At 54.5% G+C, this 24938-nt stretch carries 19 protein-coding genes; 10 read left to right on the forward strand and 9 right to left on the reverse strand.

Annotated features, from left to right (window positions below):
* Positions 1 to 47: 47 nt before the first annotated feature.
* Together ampD and ampE are read left to right on the forward strand one after the other, a co-directional pair.
* Positions 48 to 599, forward strand: coding sequence for a 1,6-anhydro-N-acetylmuramyl-L-alanine amidase AmpD (gene ampD, locus OKF39_RS04680; protein ID WP_116342530.1), 552 nt, complete (start codon positions 48 to 50; stop codon positions 597 to 599).
* Positions 600 to 608: 9 nt separating this feature from the next.
* Positions 609 to 1463 (forward strand): beta-lactamase regulator AmpE, encoded by an 855-nt coding sequence (ampE, locus tag OKF39_RS04685; protein WP_479983525.1) that lies wholly within the window; start codon positions 609 to 611, stop codon positions 1461 to 1463.
* 18 nt (positions 1464 to 1481) lie between these two features.
* On the opposite strand, the gene OKF39_RS04690 is transcribed toward ampE, so the two are convergent.
* The 4 genes from OKF39_RS04690 to OKF39_RS04705 form a co-directional block, all read right to left on the reverse strand.
* Positions 1482 to 2432: a glycoside hydrolase family 43 protein gene (locus OKF39_RS04690; RefSeq protein WP_326432126.1), complete on the reverse strand. Its 951-nt coding sequence runs from the start codon at positions 2430 to 2432 to the stop codon at positions 1482 to 1484.
* Between the two features lie 10 nt (positions 2433 to 2442).
* A complete protein-coding gene (locus tag OKF39_RS04695) occupies positions 2443 to 3840 on the reverse strand; it encodes a glycoside-pentoside-hexuronide (GPH):cation symporter (protein ID WP_207119519.1) in 1398 nt (465 codons plus the stop codon).
* Positions 3841 to 4004: 164 nt separating this feature from the next.
* Positions 4005 to 5375 (reverse strand): aromatic amino acid transporter AroP, encoded by a 1371-nt coding sequence (aroP, locus tag OKF39_RS04700; RefSeq protein WP_028015528.1) that lies wholly within the window; start codon positions 5373 to 5375, stop codon positions 4005 to 4007.
* Between the two features lie 46 nt (positions 5376 to 5421).
* Complete coding sequence (locus tag OKF39_RS04705; RefSeq protein ID WP_080472201.1) at positions 5422 to 5649, reverse strand: hypothetical protein; 228 nt, start codon at positions 5647 to 5649, stop codon at positions 5422 to 5424.
* Between the two features lie 263 nt (positions 5650 to 5912).
* Between OKF39_RS04705 and pdhR the strand changes: the two genes are divergently transcribed.
* From pdhR to OKF39_RS04730, 5 genes are all read left to right on the forward strand, one after another.
* Positions 5913 to 6677 (forward strand): pyruvate dehydrogenase complex transcriptional repressor PdhR, encoded by a 765-nt coding sequence (gene pdhR, locus OKF39_RS04710; RefSeq protein WP_006173806.1) that lies wholly within the window; start codon positions 5913 to 5915, stop codon positions 6675 to 6677.
* 123 nt (positions 6678 to 6800) lie between these two features.
* Positions 6801 to 9464, forward strand: a complete 2664-nt coding sequence (aceE, locus tag OKF39_RS04715; protein ID WP_180253645.1) for a pyruvate dehydrogenase (acetyl-transferring), homodimeric type — start codon at positions 6801 to 6803, stop codon at positions 9462 to 9464.
* Positions 9465 to 9478: 14 nt separating this feature from the next.
* Positions 9479 to 11377 (forward strand): pyruvate dehydrogenase complex dihydrolipoyllysine-residue acetyltransferase, encoded by a 1899-nt coding sequence (gene aceF, locus OKF39_RS04720; protein WP_045259471.1) that lies wholly within the window; start codon positions 9479 to 9481, stop codon positions 11375 to 11377.
* Positions 11378 to 11552: 175 nt separating this feature from the next.
* A complete protein-coding gene (lpdA, locus tag OKF39_RS04725) occupies positions 11553 to 12977 on the forward strand; it encodes a dihydrolipoyl dehydrogenase (RefSeq protein ID WP_023332094.1) in 1425 nt (474 codons plus the stop codon).
* A 265-nt stretch (positions 12978 to 13242) separates the two neighbouring features.
* Positions 13243 to 14637, forward strand: a complete 1395-nt coding sequence (locus tag OKF39_RS04730) for an RCC1 domain-containing protein (RefSeq protein ID WP_479983526.1) — start codon at positions 13243 to 13245, stop codon at positions 14635 to 14637.
* Positions 14638 to 14685: 48 nt separating this feature from the next.
* Here OKF39_RS04730 and OKF39_RS04735 read toward each other — a convergent pair whose 3' ends face one another.
* Both OKF39_RS04735 and OKF39_RS04740 read right to left on the reverse strand, forming a co-directional pair.
* Positions 14686 to 15477: a DUF2950 family protein gene (locus OKF39_RS04735; protein WP_479983527.1), complete on the reverse strand. Its 792-nt coding sequence runs from the start codon at positions 15475 to 15477 to the stop codon at positions 14686 to 14688.
* Between the two features lie 10 nt (positions 15478 to 15487).
* Positions 15488 to 17023: a DUF3300 domain-containing protein gene (locus OKF39_RS04740; RefSeq protein ID WP_479983528.1), complete on the reverse strand. Its 1536-nt coding sequence runs from the start codon at positions 17021 to 17023 to the stop codon at positions 15488 to 15490.
* Positions 17024 to 17916: 893 nt separating this feature from the next.
* Between OKF39_RS04740 and acnB the strand changes: the two genes are divergently transcribed.
* Together acnB and yacL are read left to right on the forward strand one after the other, a co-directional pair.
* Positions 17917 to 20514 carry a bifunctional aconitate hydratase 2/2-methylisocitrate dehydratase gene (gene acnB, locus OKF39_RS04745; protein ID WP_048338844.1) on the forward strand — a complete coding sequence of 866 codons (2598 nt, stop codon included), beginning with the start codon at positions 17917 to 17919 and terminating at the stop codon, positions 20512 to 20514.
* Between the two features lie 190 nt (positions 20515 to 20704).
* Entirely contained in the window at positions 20705 to 21067 is a 363-nt protein-coding gene (gene yacL / locus OKF39_RS04750; RefSeq protein WP_041911228.1) for a protein YacL, read from the forward strand.
* Positions 21068 to 21098: 31 nt separating this feature from the next.
* Here the strand turns inward: yacL and speD are convergent, their stop codons facing one another.
* The 3 genes from speD to OKF39_RS04765 form a co-directional block, all read right to left on the reverse strand.
* On the reverse strand, positions 21099 to 21893 hold the full coding sequence (speD, locus tag OKF39_RS04755; protein ID WP_028015535.1) for an adenosylmethionine decarboxylase: 795 nt from the start codon (positions 21891 to 21893) through the stop codon (positions 21099 to 21101).
* Positions 21894 to 22763, reverse strand: coding sequence for a polyamine aminopropyltransferase (speE, locus tag OKF39_RS04760; RefSeq protein WP_028015536.1), 870 nt, complete (start codon positions 22761 to 22763; stop codon positions 21894 to 21896).
* A gap of 115 nt (positions 22764 to 22878) precedes the next feature.
* Positions 22879 to 23226 carry a YacC family pilotin-like protein gene (locus tag OKF39_RS04765; RefSeq protein WP_014882582.1) on the reverse strand — a complete coding sequence of 116 codons (348 nt, stop codon included), beginning with the start codon at positions 23224 to 23226 and terminating at the stop codon, positions 22879 to 22881.
* 145 nt (positions 23227 to 23371) lie between these two features.
* Here OKF39_RS04765 and cueO point away from each other — a divergent pair, with 145 nt between their 5' ends.
* Positions 23372 to 24931, forward strand: coding sequence for a multicopper oxidase CueO (gene cueO, locus OKF39_RS04770; RefSeq protein ID WP_479983529.1), 1560 nt, complete (start codon positions 23372 to 23374; stop codon positions 24929 to 24931).
* Positions 24932 to 24938: the final 7 nt, after the last annotated feature.

Raw genomic sequence — 24938 nt, forward strand, 5'->3', positions numbered from 1 at the left:
ATGCTACTCTGAACCGAGTCATTGCACCATACAGAAGGAGTTCCAGCATGTTGTTAGAAAACGGATGGCTGGTGGATGCGCGGCATGTGCCCTCGCCGCACCACGACTGCCGCCCGGAGGATGAAAAGCCCACACTGCTGGTGGTTCATAATATTAGCCTCCCGCCGGGTGAGTTTGGCGGCCCGTGGATCGATGCGTTATTCACGGGAACGATAGATCCCAATGCACATCCCTTCTTCGCTGAGATTGCGCATCTGCGCGTGTCGGCTCACTGCCTGATTCGCCGTGATGGTGAGGTGGTTCAGTATGTTCCTTTTGATAAGCGCGCCTGGCATGCCGGGGTATCGATGTATCACGGGCGCGAACGGTGCAACGATTTCTCGATTGGGATTGAGCTGGAAGGCACGGATACTACCCCCTACACCGATGCCCAGTATCAGCAGCTGGTTGCTATTACCCACACGCTTATCGGACTCTACCCGGCAATCGCCGACAATATTACCGGGCACAGCGATATCGCTCCGGCGAGAAAAACCGATCCCGGCCCGGCATTTGACTGGTCGCGGTTTCGCGCCATGCTTGCCGCGTCGTCAGAATAAGGAGATACCATGACGTTGTTTACCATGCTGCTGGTTATCATCGCTGAACGCCTGTTCAAGCTCGGCGAGCACTGGCAACTGGATCACCGGCTGGAGGTGTTATTCCGCCGCATCAAGCACTTTTCCATGCTGCGCACGCTGCTGATGATGGCGGGCGTCATGCTGATTACCTTCCTGCTGCTGCGCTCGCTGTACGGACTCTTTTTTAACGTGCCGCTGCTGGTGGTGTGGCTCCTGCTCGGCGTGCTGTGCATCGGTGCGGGCAAGGTGCGTTTGCACTATCACGCCTACCTGAAAGCCGCCTCCCGTGACGATGCCCACGCGCGCGGCGCGATGGCGAGCGAGCTGACGATGATCCACGGCGTGCCGCCGGACTGCGACGAGCGCGAGTTCCTGCGCGAGCTGCAAAACGCGCTGCTGTGGATTAACTTCCGCTACTACCTTGCTCCGCTGTTCTGGTTTGTGGTGGGCGGCCCGTGGGGGCCGGTACTGCTGATGGGCTATTCGTTCCTGCGCGCCTGGCAGACCTGGCTTGCCCGTTATCTGACGCCGCATGAGCGTTTGCTGTCCGGCATTGATGCCATCCTGCACGTGCTCGACTGGCTTCCGGTGCGTCTGGTGGGCGTGGTGTACGCCTTAATTGGCCACGGTGAAAAAGCGCTGCCCGCATGGTTCGCTTCTCTTGGGGACCGCCATACGTCCCAGTACCAGGTGTTGACGCGCCTGGCGCAGTTCTCGCTGGCGCGCGAACCGCATACCGACAAGATCGAAACGCCAAAAGCCGCCGTTTCAATGGCGAAGAAAACCTCGTTTGTGGTGGTGGTGATTGTGGCGCTGCTGACGATTTACGGCACGCTGGTGTAACCCAGCGCGCCGCAGACGCTATAACGTATCCGCAGGCGGGATGCCGAAATCAGGCATCCCGTTTTCGTCCCAGCGGACAAGCTTCAGGCGGGTATGACGGTTCGGATCGTAAAGCGGATCGCCTTCAATTTCGGTGTAATTTCTTGCGTGGTACACCAATACATCTTCCCCTTCCGGCGTTTGCGTAAAGCTGTTGTGGCCTGGCCCGTACTGGCGGTTCTCGTAGCTGGTGACGAAAACCGGGCGAGGGGATTTGTGCCAGTTCGCCGGGTTTTGCGGATCGGCGTTCAGGTCTATCCACAGTAACCCCATGCAGTAGTTCTCATCGGTGGCGCTGGCGGAGTAGCTGATAAACAGCTTATCGCCGTGAACCAGCACCGCCGGACCTTCGTTGACCCAGAAACCACGGCATTCCCAGTCGTATTCTGGCTTGCTGAGCATCACCGGCTCGCCTTTCAGCGTCCACGGGTTCTCCATTTCACACAGATAGAGGTTAGAGTTACCGGAAATATCCGGGGCTTTTTGCGCCCACAGGTACCAGCGTTTGCCCTGATGAACAAAGGTGGTGGCGTCCAGGGCGAAGGTGTCGAACGGGGTGTTGATTTGCCCTTTCTCGATCCAGGTACCGCTGAGCGGATCGCGGTCCGCACACTCAATCGCAAACATGCGGTGCTGGAACATCCCGAGCGCGTCGAGCGCCTGGGTGTGCGTCGCGGCAAAATAGATGTACCACTTTCCGTCAACGTGGTGCAGTTCTGGCGCCCAGATTAGCTGGCTCATCGGGCCGGTCTCGGGTTTACGCCAGACCACCACTTCTTCAGCGCCGCGTAGTCCTTCCAGCGAGTCCGCGCGGCGGATCGCCAGCCTGTCGTACTGCGGCACGGAGGCAATAAAATAGTACTGTCCCTCATGGCGTAAAATGTACGGGTCGGCGCGTTGTTCGATAAACGGGTTTGGCCAGTTATGCATGCGGCTTTCCTTATTTAGTCTCAGCGGCTTTGAGTTCCTGATAGTCATTCAGCTCGCGGTAATTGTTGCGGCGTTTTTCCAGATCGGACTGGATCTGCTTCATGGTCTCACGGTCCACTTTCAGCAGACGTACCACCCCAGCGGTAATTAAGTATCCAATGCCCGGAATGACGGTAAAGAGCAGCACGATCCCGTTAATGGCGTCCGCGCTTTGCGCTTTTGCGCCCGCGTCATAACCGTACCAGGAGAGCAGGAAGCCGACCATCGCACCGGCAATCGCCAGGCCCAGTTTCAGGAAGAAGATGTTACCTGAGAAGCTGATCCCGGTGATGCGTTTCCCGGTTTTCCACTCGCCGTAGTCGTCCACATCGGCCATCAGCGACCAGTGCAGCGGAGACGGGATCTGGTGCAGGATGTTCAGCAGGACGTAGAGCACCACGATGGTAACGGTGGCTTTCGGGTCGAAGAAATAGAAGGCGCAGGAGAATGCCGCCAGCACAATATTGGTCCAGAAGAAGACCTTCAGCTTACACCAGCGGTCGGTCAGCACTTTCGCCAGCACGCTGCCAAGCATCATGCCGACAACGCCCAGGCTGATAAACAGCGTGGCGAAGTGGGTGCTCTGGCCCATCACCCAGGTGACGTAATACATGGTCGCCGCCATGCGGATAAAGCCCGGGCAGACGTTGCACAGCGTGAGCAGCAAAATGCGCACCCACTGGTCGTTTTTCCACACGTCTTTCAGGTCGTTTTTCAGTTCGTCGTTGGTTTGCACTGCCGGACGCACGCGCTCGCGCACGGTGGCGAAGCAGAACAGGAACATACAGGTACCAATCAGCGCCAGGACGGTCATCGCCATCTGGTAGCCTTTGGCTTTGTTATCCCCGCCAAACCAGTCGGCCATCGGCAGCAGCGTTAAGGAGAGCAGCAGCGTGGCGATGCCGACCAGCACGAAGCGATACGACTGGCAGGCCACGCGCTCTTTTGGATCGTTGGTGATCACTCCACCTAACGAGCAGTATGGGATGTTGATGGCCGTATAGGTTAACGAGAGCAGGAAGTAGGTGACAAACGCATAGATAACTTTGCTGTTATAGCTCCACTCCGGGGTGGTGAACATCAGAATGCTGAACAGCGCGTAGGGGAACGCAATCCACAGCAGCCATGGACGAAACCGGCCATATTTACTGCGGGTACGGTCGGCAATCGCCCCCATAATCGGGTCCGTTACGGCGTCAATTACGCGGACGGACAGCAGCAGCACGCCGACCAGCGCAGGCGCCAGGCCAAAAATATCCGTATAGAAATAGTTAACAAACAGCATGATGGCGCCGAAGATGATGTTGCATCCCGCGTCGCCCATCCCATAGCCGATCTTTTCTTTTACTGACAGTTTGTTGTTATCCATCGACAGCTCTCCGGTTTACGGTATGGGGAGAATTATTCGCTGGCAAAGGAATATATGCGTTGCAGTATCAGGGCGGTGATATGGATAAATGTGCTGTTGGCGTGAAAGTGTGAAGGAGGTAACAACGCGCGGCACCCTCAAAAACAGGTGCCGCGGCGAGAGGTTTAGTGCGCCTTCATGGCATTACGGCTTTTCTGGCTGAAGAGATAGCCAACGCCAAGGATCGCAATCCAGACCGGGATCAGGTAGACGGAAATCGCCATGCCCGGCGTGATCAGCATGATCACCAGCACGGCCGCCATAAACAGCAGGCAAATCCAGTTACCCAGCGGATAGAGCAGGGCAGGGAAGCGCGTGGTGACGCCCTGCTGCTGTTTCGCGCGGCGGAACTTCATGTGCGCCAGGCTGATCATCGCCCAGTTGATAACCAGAGCAGAGACTACCAGCGCCATCAGCAGGCCAAACGCCGATTCCGGTGCCATGTAGTTAATCAGCACGCACAGCGCGGTCACGATGGCTGAAACAATGATGGTATTCACCGGCACGCCGCGTTTATCCACGTTGAGCAGCATCTTCGGCGCGTTGCCCTGCTGGGCCAGGCCGAACAGCATACGGCTGTTGCAGTATACGCAGCTGTTGTAAACGGAGAGCGCTGCGGTCAGCACCACGATGTTCAGGGCGTTGGCGACAAAGGTATCGCCCAGCTCGTGGAAGATGAGAACAAACGGGCTGGTGTCAGCGGTCACGCGCGTCCACGGCAGCAGGGAGAGCAGCACGGCCAGTGAGCCCACATAGAAGATCAGAATACGGTAGATAACCTGATTTGTGGCTTTCGGGATGCTTTGCTCCGGGTTATCGGCTTCGGCGGCGGTAATACCCACCAGCTCCAGGCCGCCGAAGGAGAACATAATGATCGCCATCATCATCACCAGACCGGTCATGCCGTGAGGCAGGAAGCCGCCCTGTTCCCAGAGGTTACGCACGGTAGCCTGCGGGCCGCCGTTGCCGCTGAACAGCAGCCAGCCACCGAAGATGATCATCGCCACAACGGCAATGACTTTGATAATGGCAAACCAGAACTCCATCTCGCCGAACACTTTTACGTTGGTCAGGTTAATGGCGTTGATAATCACGAAGAAGGCTGCAGCAGACGCCCATGTTGGGATCTCCGGATACCAGAACTGAATGTACTTCCCGACGGCGGTCAGCTCGGCCATAGCAACCAGAACGTACAGCACCCAGTAGTTCCAGCCGGAGGCGAAGCCCGCAAAGCTGCCCCAGTATTTATAGGCAAAGTGGCTGAACGAGCCTGCGACCGGCTCTTCAACGACCATTTCGCCAAGCTGGCGCATGATCAGAAAAGCGATGAAACCCGCAATCGCGTAACCCAAAATAATACCCGGACCGGCTGACTGGATAACGGATGCGCTGCCCAGAAACAGGCCGGTACCAATCGCACCGCCCAGTGCGATGAGCTGTATATGGCGGTTTTTAAGTCCGCGCTTTAGCTGATCGCCGTGCTGTTGAGCTTCCATTTGAAACCTCGTGTGTGGTTGTTATGTTCACGCTGTGCGTGTGTAATTATGAAAGTCCATATTCTGTATTTTTTTCTTTACGGTTAAACAAACCGAAAAAAGCGGAGATGACTTCCGTAAGCGCCAGAATAGTGGTAAGCGCCTGCGAATGCACCTGCTTTATGAAGGGATGCTGACGACTTGAATAAAAAGAAAGCATTTGTAAATCGGCCCGCTTATTCTTCCTAACCCAACCTATAGAATAGAAATGCTTCTTAAGTGGGCGAATTTTCATTATTTGCCATGTTGAATCGCTTCAGATTGCAAAACCCCTCGTTTCATTATGGTTAAAACTCCCTCTTTGGGAGTAATCAACTCATTTGTGCAAAGTTACATTTCTGAAACGTTATTTCTGTAAGGTTGTTAAAATGTGCAGGGTTTACTGATTTCAATCAAAACCAATATGGACAGAAGGTGAATACTTTGTTACTTTAGCGATACGAACTAGAAATTGGTAAGACCAATTGACTCCGGGCAAAAAGGCGTAAGACAGGGAATATGGCCTACAGCAAAATTCGCCAACCAAAACTATCTGATGTGATTGAGCAGCAGCTGGAGTTTTTAATCCTCGAAGGGACTCTGCGCCCGGGTGAGAAACTTCCGCCAGAACGCGAGCTGGCAAAACAGTTCGACGTTTCACGTCCCTCTCTGCGTGAGGCGATTCAACGCCTCGAAGCAAAGGGCTTGCTGCTTCGTCGCCAGGGCGGCGGAACCTTTGTGCAAAACAGCCTGTGGCAGAGCTTCAGCGATCCGCTGGTAGAACTTCTCTCTGACCACCCAGAATCCCAGTTTGACCTGCTTGAGACCCGTCACGCGCTTGAAGGTATTGCGGCCTATTACGCCGCCCTTCGCAGCACTGATGAAGATCGCGTGCGTATCCGCGAACTGCATCAGGCCATTGAACGGGCACAGCAGTCCGGCGATTTAGACGCCGAGTCCAGCGCCGTTGTCCAGTATCAAATCGCCGTCACCGAAGCGGCGCACAACGTGGTGCTCCTCCATCTGCTACGCTGCATGGAGCCGATGCTGGCCCAGAACGTTCGTCAGAATTTTGAATTGTTGTATGCCCGTCGGGAGATGCTCCCGCTGGTAAGCAACCATCGCACCCGAGTATTCGAGGCGATAATGGCCGGGGAGCCGGAGCAGGCGCGCGAAGCGTCGCACCGTCACCTGGCTTTCATTGAGGAAATCTTGCTGGACCGCAGCCGTGAACAATCGCGTCGCGAACGTTCATTACGCCGCATACAGCAACGAAAGGATTAAGCGCCAGGTACTTTTAGAGCGCGTCAACTAAACGCAGAACCTGTCTTATTGTGTTCTTGCCCAAGAGCACAATGGGACAGGTTCCAGACAAATCAACGTATTAGATAGATAAGGAATACCCCCATGTCAGAACGTCTCCAAAATGACGTGGATCCGATCGAAACTCGCGACTGGCTACAGGCGATCGAATCGGTCATCCGTGAAGAAGGTGTTGAGCGCGCTCAGTATCTGATTGATCAGCTGCTTTCTGAAGCCCGCAAAGGCGGCGTGAAGGTTGCTTCAGGTGCAGGGGCTAGCAACTACGTAAACACGATTGCCGTTGAAGACGAACCGGAATACCCGGGCAATCTGGATCTGGAACGTCGTATCCGTTCTGCAATCCGCTGGAACGCCATCATGACCGTTCTGCGCGCGTCCAAGAAAGACCTGGAACTGGGTGGCCACATGGCGTCCTTCCAGTCTTCTGCGACCGTTTACGAAGTGTGCTTCAACCACTTCTTCCGTGCAGCGAACGAGAAAGACGGCGGCGATCTGGTGTACTTCCAGGGCCACATCTCTCCGGGCATCTATGCACGTGCATTCCTGGAAGGTCGTCTGACTGAAGAGCAGATGAACAACTTCCGTCAGGAAGTTCACGGTAAAGGTCTGTCTTCTTATCCGCACCCTAAACTGATGCCTGAATTCTGGCAGTTCCCGACCGTATCTATGGGTCTGGGCCCAATCGGTGCGATCTACCAGGCTAAATTCCTGAAGTATCTGGAACACCGTGGTCTGAAAGACACCTCTGAGCAGACCGTTTACGCCTTCCTGGGCGACGGCGAAATGGATGAGCCAGAATCTAAAGGTGCGATCACCATCGCAACCCGTGAGAAGCTGGACAACCTGTGCTTCATCATCAACTGTAACCTGCAGCGTCTGGATGGTCCGGTAACCGGTAACGGCAAGATCATCAACGAACTGGAAGGCATCTTCGCAGGTGCTGGCTGGAACGTGATCAAAGTCATGTGGGGTTCCCGTTGGGACGAACTGCTGCGTAAAGACACCAGCGGTAAACTGATCCAACTGATGAACGAAACCGTTGACGGCGACTACCAGACCTTCAAATCCAAAGACGGTGCCTACGTGCGTGAGCACTTCTTCGGTAAATACCCTGAAACCGCAGCGCTGGTTGCCGACTGGACTGATGAGCAGATCTGGGCCCTGAACCGCGGTGGTCACGATCCGAAGAAAATTTACGCTGCACTGAAAAAAGCGCGTGAAACCAAAGGTAAAGCGACTGTAATCCTGGCCCACACCATCAAAGGTTACGGCATGGGTGATACCGCAGAAGGTAAAAACATCGCTCACCAGGTTAAGAAAATGAACATGGACGGCGTGCGCTATATCCGCGACCGTTTCAACGTTCCAGTGACCGATGAGCAGGTAGAAAACCTGTCTTACATCACCTTCCCGGAAGGCTCTGAAGAGCACAAGTACCTGCACGAACGTCGCCAGGCGCTGAAAGGCTACCTGCCAGCTCGTCAGCCTAACTTCACCGAGAAGCTGGAACTGCCAGCGCTGGAAGACTTCTCTCAGCTGCTGGAAGAGCAGAACAAAGAGATCTCTACCACTATCGCTTTCGTTCGTGCCCTGAACGTGATGCTGAAGAACAAGTCGATCAAAGATCGCCTGGTGCCAATCATCGCCGACGAAGCGCGTACTTTCGGTATGGAAGGTCTGTTCCGTCAGATCGGTATCTACAGCCCGAACGGCCAGCAGTACACCCCGCAGGACCGTGAGCAGGTTGCATACTACAAAGAAGACGAGAAAGGTCAGATTCTGCAGGAAGGTATCAACGAGCTGGGCGCAGGCGCATCCTGGCTGGCTGCTGCGACTTCATACAGCACCAACAACCTGCCGATGATTCCGTTCTACATTTACTACTCCATGTTCGGGTTCCAGCGTATTGGTGACCTGTGCTGGCAGGCAGGCGACCAGCAGGCTCGCGGCTTCCTGATCGGTGGTACTTCTGGTCGTACGACTCTGAACGGTGAAGGTCTGCAGCACGAAGATGGCCACAGCCACATTCAGTCTCTGACTATCCCGAACTGTATCTCTTACGACCCGTCCTACGCGTACGAAGTTGCTGTCATCATGCATGACGGCCTGCAGCGCATGTACGGTGAAGCGCAAGAGAACATTTACTACTACATCACCACCCTGAACGAAAACTACCACATGCCGGCAATGCCAGCAGGTGCCGAGGAAGGTATCCGTAAAGGTATCTACAAACTCGAAACCATTGAAGGTAGCAAAGGTAAAGTTCAGTTGCTGGGCTCCGGCTCTATCCTGCGTCACGTGCGTGAAGCAGCGCAGATCCTGGCGAAAGACTACGGCGTGGGTTCCGACGTGTACTCTGTGACTTCCTTCACCGAACTGGCGCGTGATGGCCAGGATTGTGAGCGCTGGAACATGCTGCACCCAATGGAAACCCCACGCGTTCCGTACATCGCTCAGGTGATGAACGACGCGCCAGCGGTGGCGTCCACTGACTATATGAAACTGTTCGCTGAGCAGGTTCGTACATACGTTCCAGCTGATGATTATCGCGTTCTGGGTACTGACGGCTTCGGTCGTTCTGACAGCCGCGAAAACCTGCGTCACCACTTCGAAGTAGATGCTTCTTACGTGGTAGTAGCAGCACTGGGCGAACTGGCTAAACGTGGCGAAATCGATAAGAAAGTGGTTGCGGACGCAATTACCAAATTCAACATCGATGCAGATAAAGTTAACCCGCGTCTGGCGTAAGAGGTAAAAGAATAATGGCTATCGAAATCAATGTACCGGACATCGGGGCTGATGAAGTTGAAATCACCGAGATCCTGGTCAAAGTGGGCGACAAAGTTGAAGCTGAACAGTCGCTGATCACCGTAGAAGGCGATAAAGCCTCTATGGAAGTCCCGTCTCCTCAGGCTGGCATCGTTAAAGAGATCAAAGTCTCTGTTGGCGATAAAACCGAGACTGGCAAACTGATCATGATTTTCGATTCCGCCGACGGTGCAGCAGCAGCTGCACCTGCGCAGGAAGAGAAGAAAGAAGCCGCTCCGGCCGCCGCTGCTCCGGCAGCTGCCGCGGCAGCGAAAGAAGTGAACGTGCCTGACATCGGCGGTGACGAAGTTGAAGTCACTGAAATCCTGGTGAAAGTGGGCGATACCGTTGCGGCCGAGCAGTCACTGATCACCGTAGAAGGCGACAAAGCCTCTATGGAAGTACCAGCGCCATTCGCCGGTACCGTAAAAGAGATCAAGATCAACACCGGCGATAAAGTGTCTACCGGGTCGCTTATCATGATCTTCGAAGTGGCGGGTGCTGCACCTGCTGCCGCGCCTGCACAGGCCGCTGCTCCGGCTCCGGCCGCTGCACCAGCCGCTGCTGGCGGTGCGAAAGACGTTAACGTACCGGACATCGGCGGTGACGAAGTTGAAGTCACCGAAGTGATGGTAAAAGTGGGCGACAAAGTTGCCGCTGAACAGTCACTGATCACCGTTGAAGGCGACAAGGCTTCCATGGAAGTACCTGCGCCGTTCGCCGGTACCGTTAAAGAGATCAAAATCAGCACTGGCGACAAAGTGTCTACCGGCTCCCTGATCATGGTCTTCGAAGTGGAAGGCGCTGCGCCTGCCGCAGCTCCGGCTGCCGCGGCTGCTCCAGCACCGGCTGCTGCACCGGCTCAGGCTGCTAAACCAGCCGCTGCCCCTGCTGCAAAAGCAGAAAAATCAGAGTTCGCTGAAAACGACGCTTACGTCCACGCGACTCCGCTGATTCGTCGCCTGGCGCGCGAATTCGGTGTGAACCTGGCGAAAGTGAAAGGGACCGGCCGTAAGGGTCGTATCCTGCGCGAAGACGTTCAGGCTTACGTGAAAGACGCGGTGAAACGCGCCGAAGCTGCACCTGCGGCAGCCGCTGGCGGCGGTATCCCGGGCATGCTGCCATGGCCGAAAGTGGACTTCAGCAAGTTCGGCGAAATCGAAGAAGTGGAACTGGGCCGTATTCAGAAAATCTCTGGTGCGAACCTGAGCCGTAACTGGGTGATGATCCCGCACGTTACCCACTTCGACAAAACCGATATCACCGATCTGGAAGCGTTCCGTAAACAGCAGAACGCCGAAGCCGAGAAGCGTAAGCTGGACGTGAAATTCACCCCAGTGGTCTTCATCATGAAAGCCGTTGCCGCTGCTCTGGAGCAGATGCCACGCTTCAACAGCTCCCTGTCCGAAGACGGCCAGAAGCTGACGCTGAAGAAATACATCAACATCGGTGTTGCGGTAGATACGCCAAATGGTCTGGTTGTTCCGGTATTCAAAGACGTGAACAAGAAGAGCATCACTGAGCTGTCCCGTGAACTGACCACCATCTCCAAGAAAGCGCGTGATGGTAAGCTGACTGCCGGCGAAATGCAGGGCGGCTGCTTCACTATCTCCAGCATCGGCGGGCTGGGTACCACCCACTTCGCGCCGATTGTGAACGCGCCGGAAGTGGCTATCCTCGGTGTGTCCAAGTCCGCGATGGAGCCGGTGTGGAATGGCAAAGAGTTCGTGCCGCGTCTGATGATGCCAATCTCTCTGTCCTTCGACCACCGCGTGATCGACGGGGCTGATGGTGCGCGTTTCATCACCATCATCAACAACATGCTGAGCGACATTCGCCGCCTGGTGATGTAATCGAAAAGCCGGCCAGTCGGCCGGCTTTTTTCTGATAATCTCATGGTGTTTATGAGGTTATTGGTGAAAGCGACAATTCGTGAGCCGTTTGTTGTTTCAAAATTGTTAACAATTTTGTAAACTGCGGGCGGATAGAACGACCCGGTGGACGACGGGTATAAACTAAGAGGTCATGATGAGCACAGAAATCAAAACTCAGGTCGTAGTACTTGGGGCAGGCCCGGCAGGTTACTCCGCAGCATTTCGTGCAGCGGATTTAGGTCTGGAAACCGTCATCGTAGAGCGTTACAGCACCCTCGGCGGTGTTTGTCTGAACGTCGGCTGTATCCCTTCTAAAGCGCTGCTGCACGTAGCGAAAGTTATCGAAGAAGCCAAAGCGCTGGCTGAACACGGTATCGTCTTTGGCGAGCCAAAAACCGATATCGACAAAATCCGTACCTGGAAAGAGAAAGTTATCACTCAGCTGACCGGCGGTCTGGCGGGTATGGCCAAAGGCCGTAAAGTGAAAGTGGTAAACGGTCTGGGTAAATTCACCGGTGCGAACACCCTGGAAGTGGAAGGCGAAAACGGCAAAACCGTTATCAACTTCGACAACGCGATCATCGCGGCAGGCTCTCGCCCAATCGAACTGCCATTCATTCCACATGAAGATCCACGCGTGTGGGATTCCACCGATGCCCTGGAGCTGAAAACCGTTCCTAAGCGTCTGCTGGTTATGGGCGGCGGTATCATCGGTCTGGAAATGGGTACCGTGTACCATGCGCTGGGTTCAGACATTGACGTGGTTGAAATGTTCGACCAGGTCATCCCGGCTGCTGACAAAGACATCGTTAAAGTCTTTACCAAGCGCATCAGCAAGAAGTTTAACCTGATGCTGGAAACCAAAGTGACTGCCGTTGAAGCGAAAGAAGACGGTATTTACGTTTCCATGGAAGGCAAAAAAGCCCCATCCGAACCGCAGCGTTACGACGCCGTGCTGGTGGCTATCGGTCGTGTACCGAACGGTAAAAACCTCGACGCGGGCAAAGCTGGCGTGGAAGTGGACGACCGTGGCTTCATCCGCGTTGACAAACAGCTGCGCACCAACGTGCCGCACATCTTTGCTATCGGCGACATCGTCGGTCAGCCAATGCTGGCGCACAAAGGCGTTCACGAAGGTCACGTTGCCGCTGAAGTTATCGCCGGCATGAAGCACTACTTCGATCCGAAAGTGATCCCATCTATCGCGTACACCGAGCCAGAAGTTGCATGGGTCGGTCTGACCGAGAAAGAAGCGAAAGAGAAAGGCATCAGCTACGAAACCGCCACCTTCCCGTGGGCTGCTTCTGGCCGTGCTATCGCGTCCGACTGCGCAGACGGTATGACCAAACTGATCTTCGACAAAGAGACTCACCGCGTTATCGGTGGTGCAATTGTCGGCACCAACGGCGGTGAGCTGCTGGGTGAAATCGGTCTGGCTATCGAAATGGGCTGTGACGCGGAAGACATCGCGCTGACCATCCACGCGCACCCGACGCTGCACGAGTCCGTGGGCCTGGCGGCTGAAGTGTTTGAAGGTAGCATTACTGACCTGCCAAACGCGAAAGCGAAGAAGAAATAAGTTTTGTTGTGATTGCTAAGCGCCTCCTTCGGAGGCGTTTTTTTTAATTCTATTCTTAGTTATTAATATATAATTAAATATTCAGCCTTCATTAAACGGTTATTTATTAGGTAAATATTTTAGAGTTCTCCATTGATTATTAGTATATAAAATTCATATCAATATCGTTTGGAAAAATATTCTAAAAATTGATTTGCCGGTTTGACATAATATTTAAAGGGTATATAACTATTTCGGAGGTATATTTTCAATAAAAGGATGTATTATGAATAGTTATGTTTCAATATCTGATATTCGTGATTTAAAAGTTATGGGAGCCAGAACGCAATTAGGAAATGCCTGGGCAAGTTCAACACACAAACTGATTGCGCTTGATAAAGAGACTCTACTGCCCGTGAGCGTTGACTGGTGGTATGAGGATGAATCCACACCTCGCCATACTGGCCCCATTTTTACCGATACACGTCCCGACGTGCGACTGCTGGCAAACTCTGATATCTATCGCCTGGGTGACGTTATTAATATCAGCAATTTTGGTGGTTCAGGTGGCGCATTGGCTGCTATTAAAAATGATGGTGTTGTTGAAGCGTGGGGTGTGCCAGAAAGCGGTGGTACTTCCCCGACCAGCGATCGTAATCATAATGTTAGGGCTATTTACGGTGGGCGAGAAATTTCTGCCGCCATTAACTCTAATGGACAGGTTTTTACCTGGTCTGTTGATGGTAATAATCCTCTGCCGGATCACATTGCAGCACTGACCGACATAGTAGCTATTAAAGTAGCTGAATATGGGTATGATAGCGGAAGCAATTCTTATCTTGCGTTGCGGGCTAACAATCAGGTAGTACAGTGGACAGACGGTGCGCCTCGTGACGATTTTCCGAAAGATATTGCTGAACGCAAGGATTTCGTCGCTATCCAGACTACGGAATATGCCTTTGCAGGAATCACCCAAAATGGTCACGTGATCGCATGGGGGGATGGTGCATACGGAGGCGAGTTGCCGATTCATTTAAAAGAAGTTAACGATGTTATCGCATTACACAGTAATACTGGTACATTTGTGGCGCTCAGGGCTACAGGCAATATTTTTGCATGGGGAAGTGCTAAATACGGTGCTGATATACCAGACAATATAGCAAACCTGTCGGACATTGTTTCTATACATAGCACTGATACAACTTTCATTGCTTTGAGAAAAAATGGTAGTGTGGTTTTTTGGGGACAATCGTATTACTTAAGCGAGCTGCCACAAGAAATTGCGTGTCTGACTAATATTATCGATGTTCAGGCTGCTATTAATGGCAGCTATGCATTTTTAACATCAGATGGAGACGTATACTGCTGGGGGCATGTCGCTAATCGTATGCCCCAAAATGTAACAAATGTAGTTTCTCTGACAGGCGGTGCCTGGAATGCATTTGCGGCGCTTCGTCGTGATGGCACTGTATTAGCCTGGGGAGATAAATACGAAGGCGGAGATACTACCCCGGTAGCTCATGAATTATACAACATTCGCGCTATCTATTCGTGTGGCTATCGCTTTATCGCGTTGCGTGATGATGATCAAGTCTTTGAGTGGGGCGTAGAGGCAAGAACCGACATTTCAAAAATGCCGGCAAATTTACAAGGCAATATCACCTATAGCTTCGTTAAATAAAATTTGAATTAAAAGTGACCGCTGCCCAGCACTTTCGCCGGGCAGTGATTAAGGCGTTACCTTTTGCCAAGGATTTTCTGATGTAAACTGCCCGATTGCCTGCACTGCATCTTCCGTTTCCTTTCCAAGATCTCGCTGATAGACTCGATCGTCCTGGTTAATTAAAAAGCTCATTATCCCCGTCTGACCGTAGCTCACAGGCCAGGCAACCATGGCAAAGCCATTTTTATCTGGCAGGATGCGGAAGCGATAGCCATGGTAACCCGCGCCTGGCTCTTTAGGGCTAAATGCCGGACCAAGCGGGCTTGGCGCTTCACCAGGCGAAACGGGCCAGTACAGACCGTCCTTCTTCCCTTCAGAACTGACAATCTTCTGCGCGTATTTCTGATTCATCGCAAAATAGCTCTGCTGAGCGGCCACGTAAGCATGCAGGGCTTCGATGGTGGCAAGTTCGTTGCGCCCAATTTCGCGGGTCAGGATCTCCTCGGCGCCTTCTTTGATGTCAAACTGCCAGCCGGAGGCGGTTTTGATCACCGGAATGGGAAGTTGCCAGCCGCTGTCTCCGACAACCAGATGCGCTTTATCGCCTTCGACAATGGTGTTATGACGGACTTTCCAGTCGCGCAGAAAGCGATCGACTGCGTCAGGATCAACGCCTTCAGGGGGCAGGAAGTCGCGCCAGTTCTCACCGAGCAGGTTGCTCATCGCGCTTTCGTTTTGATCGCGGATGGCGCTTTCCAGCGCATTGGTAGCCTGTTCTGGTGAGCTGAAGGATTGCTGCGCCATGACGGTCGCCGAGACCATGAACAACACCATTCCACTGAGTAATTTACGTTTCATGTCGGCTCCCTTAGCGATGACGGAATTCACGGTGTTCAGCACGTCCAGCCGCTGCCGGGCGTAGCTGCTGCTGACGAGCGGCGAGGTGTCTGCTTTGCGCCCCACGCTGCTGCTGCGCCTGCCAGTTGGCGGAACGGCTGTCGTTGCCGCTCAGTGCATTGGCCCGGAGCTGACTGTTTCGCTGCTGGAAGGGACGTTGCTGAGAGGGCTGAATCCGTTTCTCTTGTCTCTGCGCGGTGGTCTGTCGGTTTTCTCGCTGCTGCGTGGTGGCCCGCTTCGCCGTCTGCGGTTTGGTGTCATAGCCACGGTAGTTATTGCGCTGAGAAATCTGTTTCAGCTGTTCACTTGAGGCCTGTCGCTGCGCCGCTTTCGTGCCCGGGCGAGCAGTCTGTGGGAAGGTTTTACCTGTCGATTTCTCCATCTGGCTCAGCGCCGCCTGACGCTGGCTATCGCGATTAACCGGTTGTTGCGTTGCACTTAGCCCTGTGGCCGTGTTGGTGGAGTGGAAACGCGTGTTGAGCTGGTTTGTCGGGTAGGGGACACCTTCCCGATAGGCCGGGTTGTGCTGCCAGATACGGTTGGCGTCCGTCAGGCGTTGTCCGCTGATTTTATTGAAGTTCTCAACGTTAATATTGATGTTGTTATCTCCGTTGTGGTTATAGCCGCCGTGATTATCCCAGTCGTCATGGTGATGATCCCAGTCATCGTCATCATCCCAGTCGATATTGCTGAAGATGGCGTAGGTTGTTGCGACCCCGAGGCTGAAACCTAAACCTTTAACCAGGCTGTCGGTGAATTGCTCGCCGGGGGAGGGTGGGAGATATACCGGCGGGTAAGTGGTGTTAGGCCATGTACCATAAACCGTATTTGGGTCATAGGTGGGAACGTAAACTACCTGCGGATCGGCGGACTCGATCTTAATAACGGTCGGGCTGGTGGTTGTTTCCGTTGCCGTAGTTGATGCTGTTTTTGCCGGTGCGGGCTTCGTGACGGTAGTGACCGTCTGCTGCGGCGTGGATTGTAGTGCACCCGCTTGTTGCGCCAGCAGGCGCAACCGTTGCACCGAATCCATCACATCTTTCGGCTGCGCGAGAAACGCATCGCCCAGATTTTGTACCCACGGCGGATTCTCTCCCATCAGCGACATAAGCTGAGGAAACGCGACCAGGGATTTTACGCTGGGATCCCAGGGCTGGCTGGCAACGGCCTGAATCGCGGCGTCCCCTTCCATTTTGGGGTTGTCTTTGGACCACTGCGCCGCTTGAATCACGTTGGCCGGGTAGGTCGAGGCCATCAAGATTTGTGACAGCAGAGCATCCGGGTAGAGCGCGATGGGGGCAACCCACTGATCGATTTGCGCGGCGGTGTAGGTTGGCGCGACAACAGGGGCCGGCTGGGCTGCGGTAGGCGCTGACGGTGGTTGCGCGACGGGGGCTGGCGCAACGGGTTCCGTTGCACGACTTTTGACAAACATGACGCCTGAGGCGGCAAACAGCCCGGCACTGCACAGAAGGACAAGCAGATGTGGCTTAAAGGGCAACTTCATAAAATGACTCCAACGAGACAGGCGCTGTGCCGTGAGGCGTTACGGTTGGCGTGAGTATTATTCACCCGTCTTTTACTGTTTTGACTTTTATTGGGAAGCGTCCGGTACGTCCGGATAAAGAGTGTGAGTATTTATTACACAATTATATGCGATGCGGGAAAAGGCGCCGGGAATTCAGAAGGCCGTTCTTACGAGCGGCCAGCAGCTAGTTGCCGAGGTTGACGACAAACAGCACCGTGATGTCGGATATGTTCCAGCCACCGTGCAGCGCGGTAAGCAGTAAACCAATTGCAACGATCAGCGCAGTGATTCGCATCTCCATTGCGTGCGTTCCTGTACAGGCTACGCGGGTTCCTTCTTCACCGGAAAAGGCAGAACCAGGCAAATGAGTACATTGCCGCGTAGGTTACGGAACTGCTTCCGGGCCCGGTGACTGGTTGCTACACCAGCGAAGCAGGCCGGGGGCAACAGTATTACAGCCGAAATGGACTGAAAAGAGGTGAAATGCAGTTTCATCCTTTTACATTCGAAACTGGATGGCGGCTCGTAAACACAAAACATGTGCTTGCGGATCTGCATACTCAGGAGCATTATTCATGCCGAGTGCATTGCCGCAAATCTGCCAACCCGGTGTGCTACCACCGCAAGGCAACAAAATAACCGCTACCAGGCGGTTTTTTTGTCCCCAAAATTCACCTCGCCTCCCCGCTACACCATGCTTAACGATTCAGCAAACTTTTTAATGTTGCTTTTTTGTAAACGGATTAACACTGTGCAGAAATCCTGCTATGCTGCCCGACGCGGTATCGGGCATTTACCCTACAAACTGCTGTCTCACAGGAGCGTGAAGAGAACGCCCGCCGCATATGACAATGAGAGCGAGGAGAACCGTCGTGCTAGAAGAATACCGTAAGCACGTAGCAGAACGTGCCGCCGAGGGAATTGTACCCAAACCTTTAGATGCAACCCAAATGGCCGCGCTCGTCGAGCTGCTGAAGAACCCGCCTAAGGGCGAAGAAGAATTCCTGTTAGATCTGTTGATCAACCGCGTACCGCCTGGCGTAGATGAAGCTGCCTACGTAAAAGCCGGATTCCTTGCTGCTATCGCCAAAGGCGAAGCCACCTCCCCACTGGTTACTCCTGAAAAAGCCATTGAACTGCTCGGCACCATGCAGGGTGGTTACAACATTCATCCGCTGATTGACGCGCTGGATAACGACAAGCTGGCACCGATTGCCGCTAAAGCGCTCTCTTCCACGCTGCTGATGTTCGATAACTTCTACGACGTAGAAGAAAAAGCCAAAGCGGGCAACGTCTATGCGAAGCAGGTGATGCAGTCCTGGGCCGATGCCGAATGGTTCCTGAACCGCCCTGCGCTGGCGGAAAAAATTACCGTGACCGTCTTTAAGGTGACCGGTGAAACCAACACCGATGACCTGTCTCCGGCACCGGACGCGTGGTCTCGTCCTGATATCCCGCTGCACGCCCTGGCGATGCTGAAAAACGCCCGTGAAGGCATTGAGCCGGATCAGCCGGGCGTGGTGGGCCCGATCAAACAGATCGAAGCGCTGCAACAAAAAGGTTTCCCGCTGGCCTACGTCGGTGACGTTGTGGGTACCGGCTCTTCCCGTAAGTCCGCCACCAACTCCGTACTGTGGTTCATGGGCGACGATATTCCGCACGTGCCGAACAAGCGCGGCGGCGGTCTGTGCCTCGGCGGCAAAATTGCGCCAATCTTCTTCAACACCATGGAAGATGCGGGTGCGCTGCCAATTGAAGTAGATGTGAGCAACCTGAACATGGGCGACGTGATTGACGTCTACCCGTATAAAGGCGAAGTGCGCAACCATGAAACCAACGAGCTGCTGGCAAGCTTCGAACTGAAAACCGACGTGCTGATTGACGAAGTGCGTGCCGGTGGCCGTATTCCGCTGATCATCGGGCGCGGCCTGACCACCAAAGCGCGTGAAGCGCTGGGTCTGCCGCACTCCGACGTTTTCCGTCACGCGAAAGACGTGGCAGAAAGCAACCGCGGCTTCTCGCTGGCACAGAAAATGGTGGGTCGCGCGTGCGGCGTAGCTGGTATTCGCCCTGGCGCATACTGCGAGCCGAAGATGACCTCCGTGGGCTCTCAGGACACCACTGGCCCAATGACCCGTGACGAACTGAAAGACCTGGCGTGCCTGGGCTTCTCTTCTGACCTGGTGATGCAGTCCTTCTGCCACACGGCGGCCTATCCGAAGCCGGTTGACGTGACCACGCACCACACGCTGCCAGACTTCATCATGAACCGCGGCGGTGTTTCTCTGCGTCCGGGTGACGGCGTCATCCACTCCTGGCTGAACCGTATGCTGCTGCCGGATACCGTGGGTACCGGCGGTGACTCCCATACCCGTTTCCCAATCGGTATCTCCTTCCCGGCGGGCTCCGGCCTGGTGGCGTTTGCTGCAGCGACCGGCGTAATGCCGCTGGACATGCCTGAATCTGTGCTGGTGCGCTTCAAGGGCAAAATGCAGCCGGGCATCACCCTGCGCGACCTGGTTCACGCGATCCCGCTGTATGCCATCAAACAGGGCCTGCTGACCGTTGAGAAGAAAGGCAAGAAAAACATCTTCTCTGGCCGCATTCTGGAAATTGAAGGTCTGCCGGATCTGAAAGTTGAGCAGGCGTTCGAGCTGACCGATGCATCCGCCGAGCGTTCTGCGGCTGGCTGTACCATCAAGCTGAACAAAGAGCCGATCATTGAGTATCTGACCTCCAACATCGTGCTGCTGAAGTGGATGATTGCAGAAGGCTACGGCGATCGTCGTACGCTGGAGCGTCGTATTCAGGGCATGGAGAAATGGCTGGCGGATCCGCAGCTGCTGGAAGCTGACGCAGACGCAGAGTACGCGGCGGTGATCGACATCGATCTGGCGGATATTAAAGAGCCAATCCTCTGTGCGCCGAACGATCCGGACGATGCGCGTCTGCTCTCTGACGTGCAGGGCGATAAGATCGACGAAGTGTTCATCGGCTCCTGCATGACCAACATCGGCCACTTCCGTGCTGCCGGTAAGCTGCTGGATACCCACAAAGGCCAGCTGCCGACCCGCTTGTGGGTGGCACCGCCAACCCGTATGGACGCGGCTCAGTTGACCGAAGAGGGTTACTACAGCGTGTTCGGTAAGAGCGGGGCGCGTATCGAAATCCCTGGCTGCTCCCTGTGTATGGGTAACCAGGCGCGTGTGGCCGACGGTGCGACGGTGGTTTCCACCTCTACCCGTAACTTCCCGAACCGTTTAGGTACTGGTGCGAACGTCTACCTGGCCTCTGCGGAGCTGGCGGCGGTTGCGGCGCTGATTGGCAAACTGCCAACGCCGGAAGAGTACCAGACCTTCGTGGCGCAGGTGGATAAGACGGCGGTGGATACCTATCGCTATCTGAACTTCGATCAGCTTTCTCAGTACACCGAGAAGGCTGACGGGGTGATCTTCCAGACGGCGGTATAAACAGCAAAACCGTCTCTACGAGACGGTTTTTAGTGTTTGCACCCTCTCCCGTGGGAGAGGGACGGGGTGAGGGCATCAGGCCGCAGGGTCTTGCTCTCACCTTTTTATTTTCATTCCTCCCACCTCTCCCGCTTTTTTTCTTTCCCTCTGCTGCGATAATTACCCTAATGGCTTTGCTGAGGAAAACGCTATGGATTACGAATTTTTGCGCGACATCACCGGTGTGGTGAAAGTGCGCATGTCGATGGGGCACGAAGCCGTTGGACACTGGTTTAACGAAGAGGTGAAAGAAAATCTCGCCCTTCTTGATGAAGTCGAACAGGCGGCAAATACGGTGAAAGGCAGCGAGCGCTCCTGGCAACGCGCCGGACATGAATACACCCTGTGGATGGACGGCGAAGAGGTGATGGTGCGCGCCAACCAGCTTGAGTTTTCAGGGGATGAGATGGAAGAGGGGATGAGCTACTACGACGAAGAGAGCCTGTCGCTGTGCGGCGTGGAAGACTTCCTGCAGGTAGTGAATGCCTACCGTGAGTTTATGAAACAGAAGTAACTCCCCGAAGCGTCCCTGCTCCGGGCAACACTTACACGGCCGGAATATTGCGGCCGTAGTAGATTTCGCGCATCTCTTTCCAGAGCAGGTCGGTGATGACCTTGCGCTCTTCTTCACTTAAATCTTCCGGCTTCGTGTGGAACATGTAGTGCTTAAGGTCGAACTCCTTAAGCATCATCTTGGTATGGAAGATGTTTTCCTGGTACACGTTCACGTCCATCATGTCATACAGCGATTTCATGTCCTCGGACATAAAGTTCTGAATGGAGTTGATCTCGTGGTCGATGAAGTGCTTCATGCCGTTGATATCACGGGTAAAACCGCGCACGCGATAATCAATCGTGACGATGTCCGATTCCAGCTGGTGGATTAAATAGTTCAGCGCGTTCAGCGGGGAAATCACGCCGCAGGTCGACACTTCAATATCCGCGCGGAAAGTGCACAGCCCGCCTTCCGGGTGGCTTTCCGGGTAGGTGTGAACGCAGATATGGCTTTTGTCGAGGTGGGCGACGACCACTTCCGGCAGCGGACCCGGGTGTTCAGTTTTGTCGATAAGCTGCGGGTCGACCGGCTCTTCGCTGACCAGAATGGTGACGCTGGCACCCTGGGGCTCATAATCCTGTCGTGCGATGTTCAGAATATTGGCACCGATGATCGAGCAGGTTTCTGACAGGATCTCGGTCAGACGGTTGGCGTTGTAGAGTTCATCGATATAGGCGATGTAACCATCGCGTTCTTCCGCTGTTTTGGCATAGCAGATATCGTAAATACAAAAACTCAGGCTTTTAGTCAGGTTGTTAAAGCCATGTAGTTTAAGCTTTTTCAATTAGCTCACCCCCTTAGTGGATAATGCGTCTTGCAGGTACTGCGGCAGAGCAAACGCTGCGGTATGAATAGCCGGATTGTAGTAGCGGCACGTGAGCCCGGCCTGATGGAAGCGGGCCTGGATAATTTCGGTAGAGAGATGACGCAGCACGTCGTTATCCGTTGCCCATGCAAAGGTCATGATCCCGCCGTAGTACGTCGGAATTGCCGCCTGATAGAAGCTGACGTCACCGAAATAGGTGCTGAGCTTGCGATGGCTGTCGAGCGCTTCGTCCTGCTGCAGGAAGCAGACACCGTTTTGTGCGACGAAGATCCCGCCCGGGTTCAGGCAGCGCTTGCAGCCTTCGTAGAACGAGGAAGTAAACAGCGACGCGCCAGGGCCGATGGGGTCGGTACAGTCAGAGATAATCACGTCGAAGGTCTGCGTGGTCTGGTTAACAAAGTTAACGCCGTCGTCGATAACCAGATTAAAGCGCGGATCGTCATAGCTGCCGGCATTATGGTTGGGCAGGTACTGGCGGCAGAAAGAGACCACGCCCGCATCGATCTCAACCATGGTGATGGTTTCAATGGAACGATGACGTGAAACCTCGCGCAGCATTGCGCCGTCGCCGCCGCCGATAATCAGAACATGCTTCGCGTGTCCGTGGGCCAGCAGCGGAACGTGGGTCATCATCTCATGATAGATAAACTCGTCGCGCTCGGTCGTTTGCACAACGCCATCCAGGGCCATCACGCGGCCAAAGGCGGCGTTTTCGAAGATGATCAGATCCTGGTGATCCGTTTTCTCATGATAGAGCACGTTATCAACGGCAAAGTACTGACCAAACTGGTCATGCAGTGTTTCATGCCACAACGTGTGGTCGGCCATACGCGGACTCCTCCTTTGTTAACATCCGTAACGCTCACAAAAAATGAGCGAAACATGATAGCTAACTATAACCGTGGTTGCACGGGTATAGGTTGAACAGGGGGCGTCGGGAAGGTTATTTCACGTAGGCGAGCAGGCTGAGCGAATCGCGGGCCAGCGCTTTGCATTTTTTAGCCGTGGGAATGCCAATACCGCTCAAGTCACGGTAGCTGTCTTCACCGAGCGCCTTCATGTCAAAGCTGTCGTAATTGCTGAGATCCCACTGGTTCTGCTGGGCGAAAAAGACCAGCGCGCGGCGAATTTGCCCGTTGGGTAAATTCTGGTAGCCACAATCATTTTTCAGGAATACAAAAACCGCCGTTAAATCGGCCATATCTTCCGCTTCATTTTCACTGAGCGCATAGCTGTTCGCACACATTGCCATCAGGCTTCCGAACAAAATTGTCCTGAAAAACGTCTTCATTGCTTCTACCACTTCTTCACGGAAAATTAACGTTAGCACACTTGATGCCAGTGCGACGATCTTTATTATTGCCGCTTTACTTGACCTTCCGGTAAGGGGAGGGTTTATGCTCAAAAGATCGCCTGCTGGAAATAAGGAAATGAACATGCAACGTCGTGATTTTTTAAAATATTCCGCTGTGCTGGGGGTTACCAGCGCATTACCACTCTGGAGCCGCGCGGTTTTTGCGGCTGAAAGGCCTGCCTTACCCATTCCTGACTTACTGACCGCAGACGCCCGTAGCCGTATTCAGCTCGTGGTTCAGGCCGGTAAAACCTCCTTCGGTGGGCACAGCGCCACAACCTGGGGCTACAACGGCAATCTGCTCGGCCCGGCGCTTCAGTTACGCAAAGGGAAAGCGGTGACGGTGGATATCCATAATACGCTTGCCGAGGAGACCACGCTGCACTGGCACGGGCTGGAAGTTCCGGGCGAAGTGGATGGTGGTCCCCAGGGTTTTATCAAGTCTGGGGGTAAACGCAGCGTAACCTTTACCCCTGACCAGCGGGCGGCAACCTGCTGGTTCCACCCGCATCAGCACGGCAAAACGGGCCATCAGGTGGCAATGGGGCTGGCCGGACTGGTGTTGATTGAGGATGACGAAAGCCGTCTCCTGCGCCTGCCGAAACAGTGGGGTATCGACGATGTGCCGGTGATTGTGCAGGACAAAAAATTCAGCGCGGACGGGCAGATTGACTACCAGCTGGACGTGATGAGCGCGGCGGTCGGCTGGTTTGGCGATACGCTGCTGGCCAACGGTGCGATCTATCCGCAGCACGCCGCCCCGAAAGGCTGGCTGCGCCTGCGCTTGCTTAACGGCTGTAACGCCCGCTCGTTGAACTTCGCCACCAGCGATAAGCGCCCGCTTTACGTGGTGGCAAGCGACGGCGGCCTGCTGCCGGAACCGGTAAAAGTGAGCGAGCTGCCGATGCTGATGGGCGAACGCTTCGAAGTGCTGGTGGACATCAGCGACGGCAAGCCGTTTGACCTGGTAACGCTGCCTGTCAGCCAGATGGGGATGGCAGTGGCGCCGTTTGATAAACCGCATCCGGTGCTGCGCATTCAGCCGCTACAGGTCACGGCCTCCGGTATGCTGCCGGACACCTTAGCCACGCTGCCAGCTCTCCCGTCGCTGGATGGGCTCACGCAGCGTAAGCTTCAGCTCTCCATGGACCCGATGCTCGACATGATGGGCATGCAGGCGCTGATGAAAAAGTATGGCAATCAGGCCATGGCGGGAATGCACCACGGCCAGATGATGGGCCACATGAATATGGACCACGGCAAAATGGGCGGTATGGATCACGGCGGTCACGGGTTCGATTTCCACAACGCCAACAAGATCAACGGCAAAGCGTTCGATATGAACACGCCGATGTTTGCCGCCACGAAGGGGCAGTTTGAGCGCTGGGTGGTTTCAGGTGAAGGGGACATGATGCTGCACCCGTTCCATATCCACGGCACGCAGTTCCGTATTCTGTCTGAGAACGGTAAAGCGCCGGAAGCGCATCGAGCAGGCTGGAAAGATACGGTGAGAGTGGAAGGCGGCGTCAGCGAGGTGCTGGTGAAGTTCGACCACGAAGCGCCTGAAGAGTTTGCCTATATGGCGCACTGTCATCTGCTGGAGCATGAAGATACGGGGATGATGCTCGGTTTTACCGTATAAAAAAAGC

It is taken from the genome of Enterobacter cloacae complex sp. HYC042_NIDB, assembly GCF_056673315.1.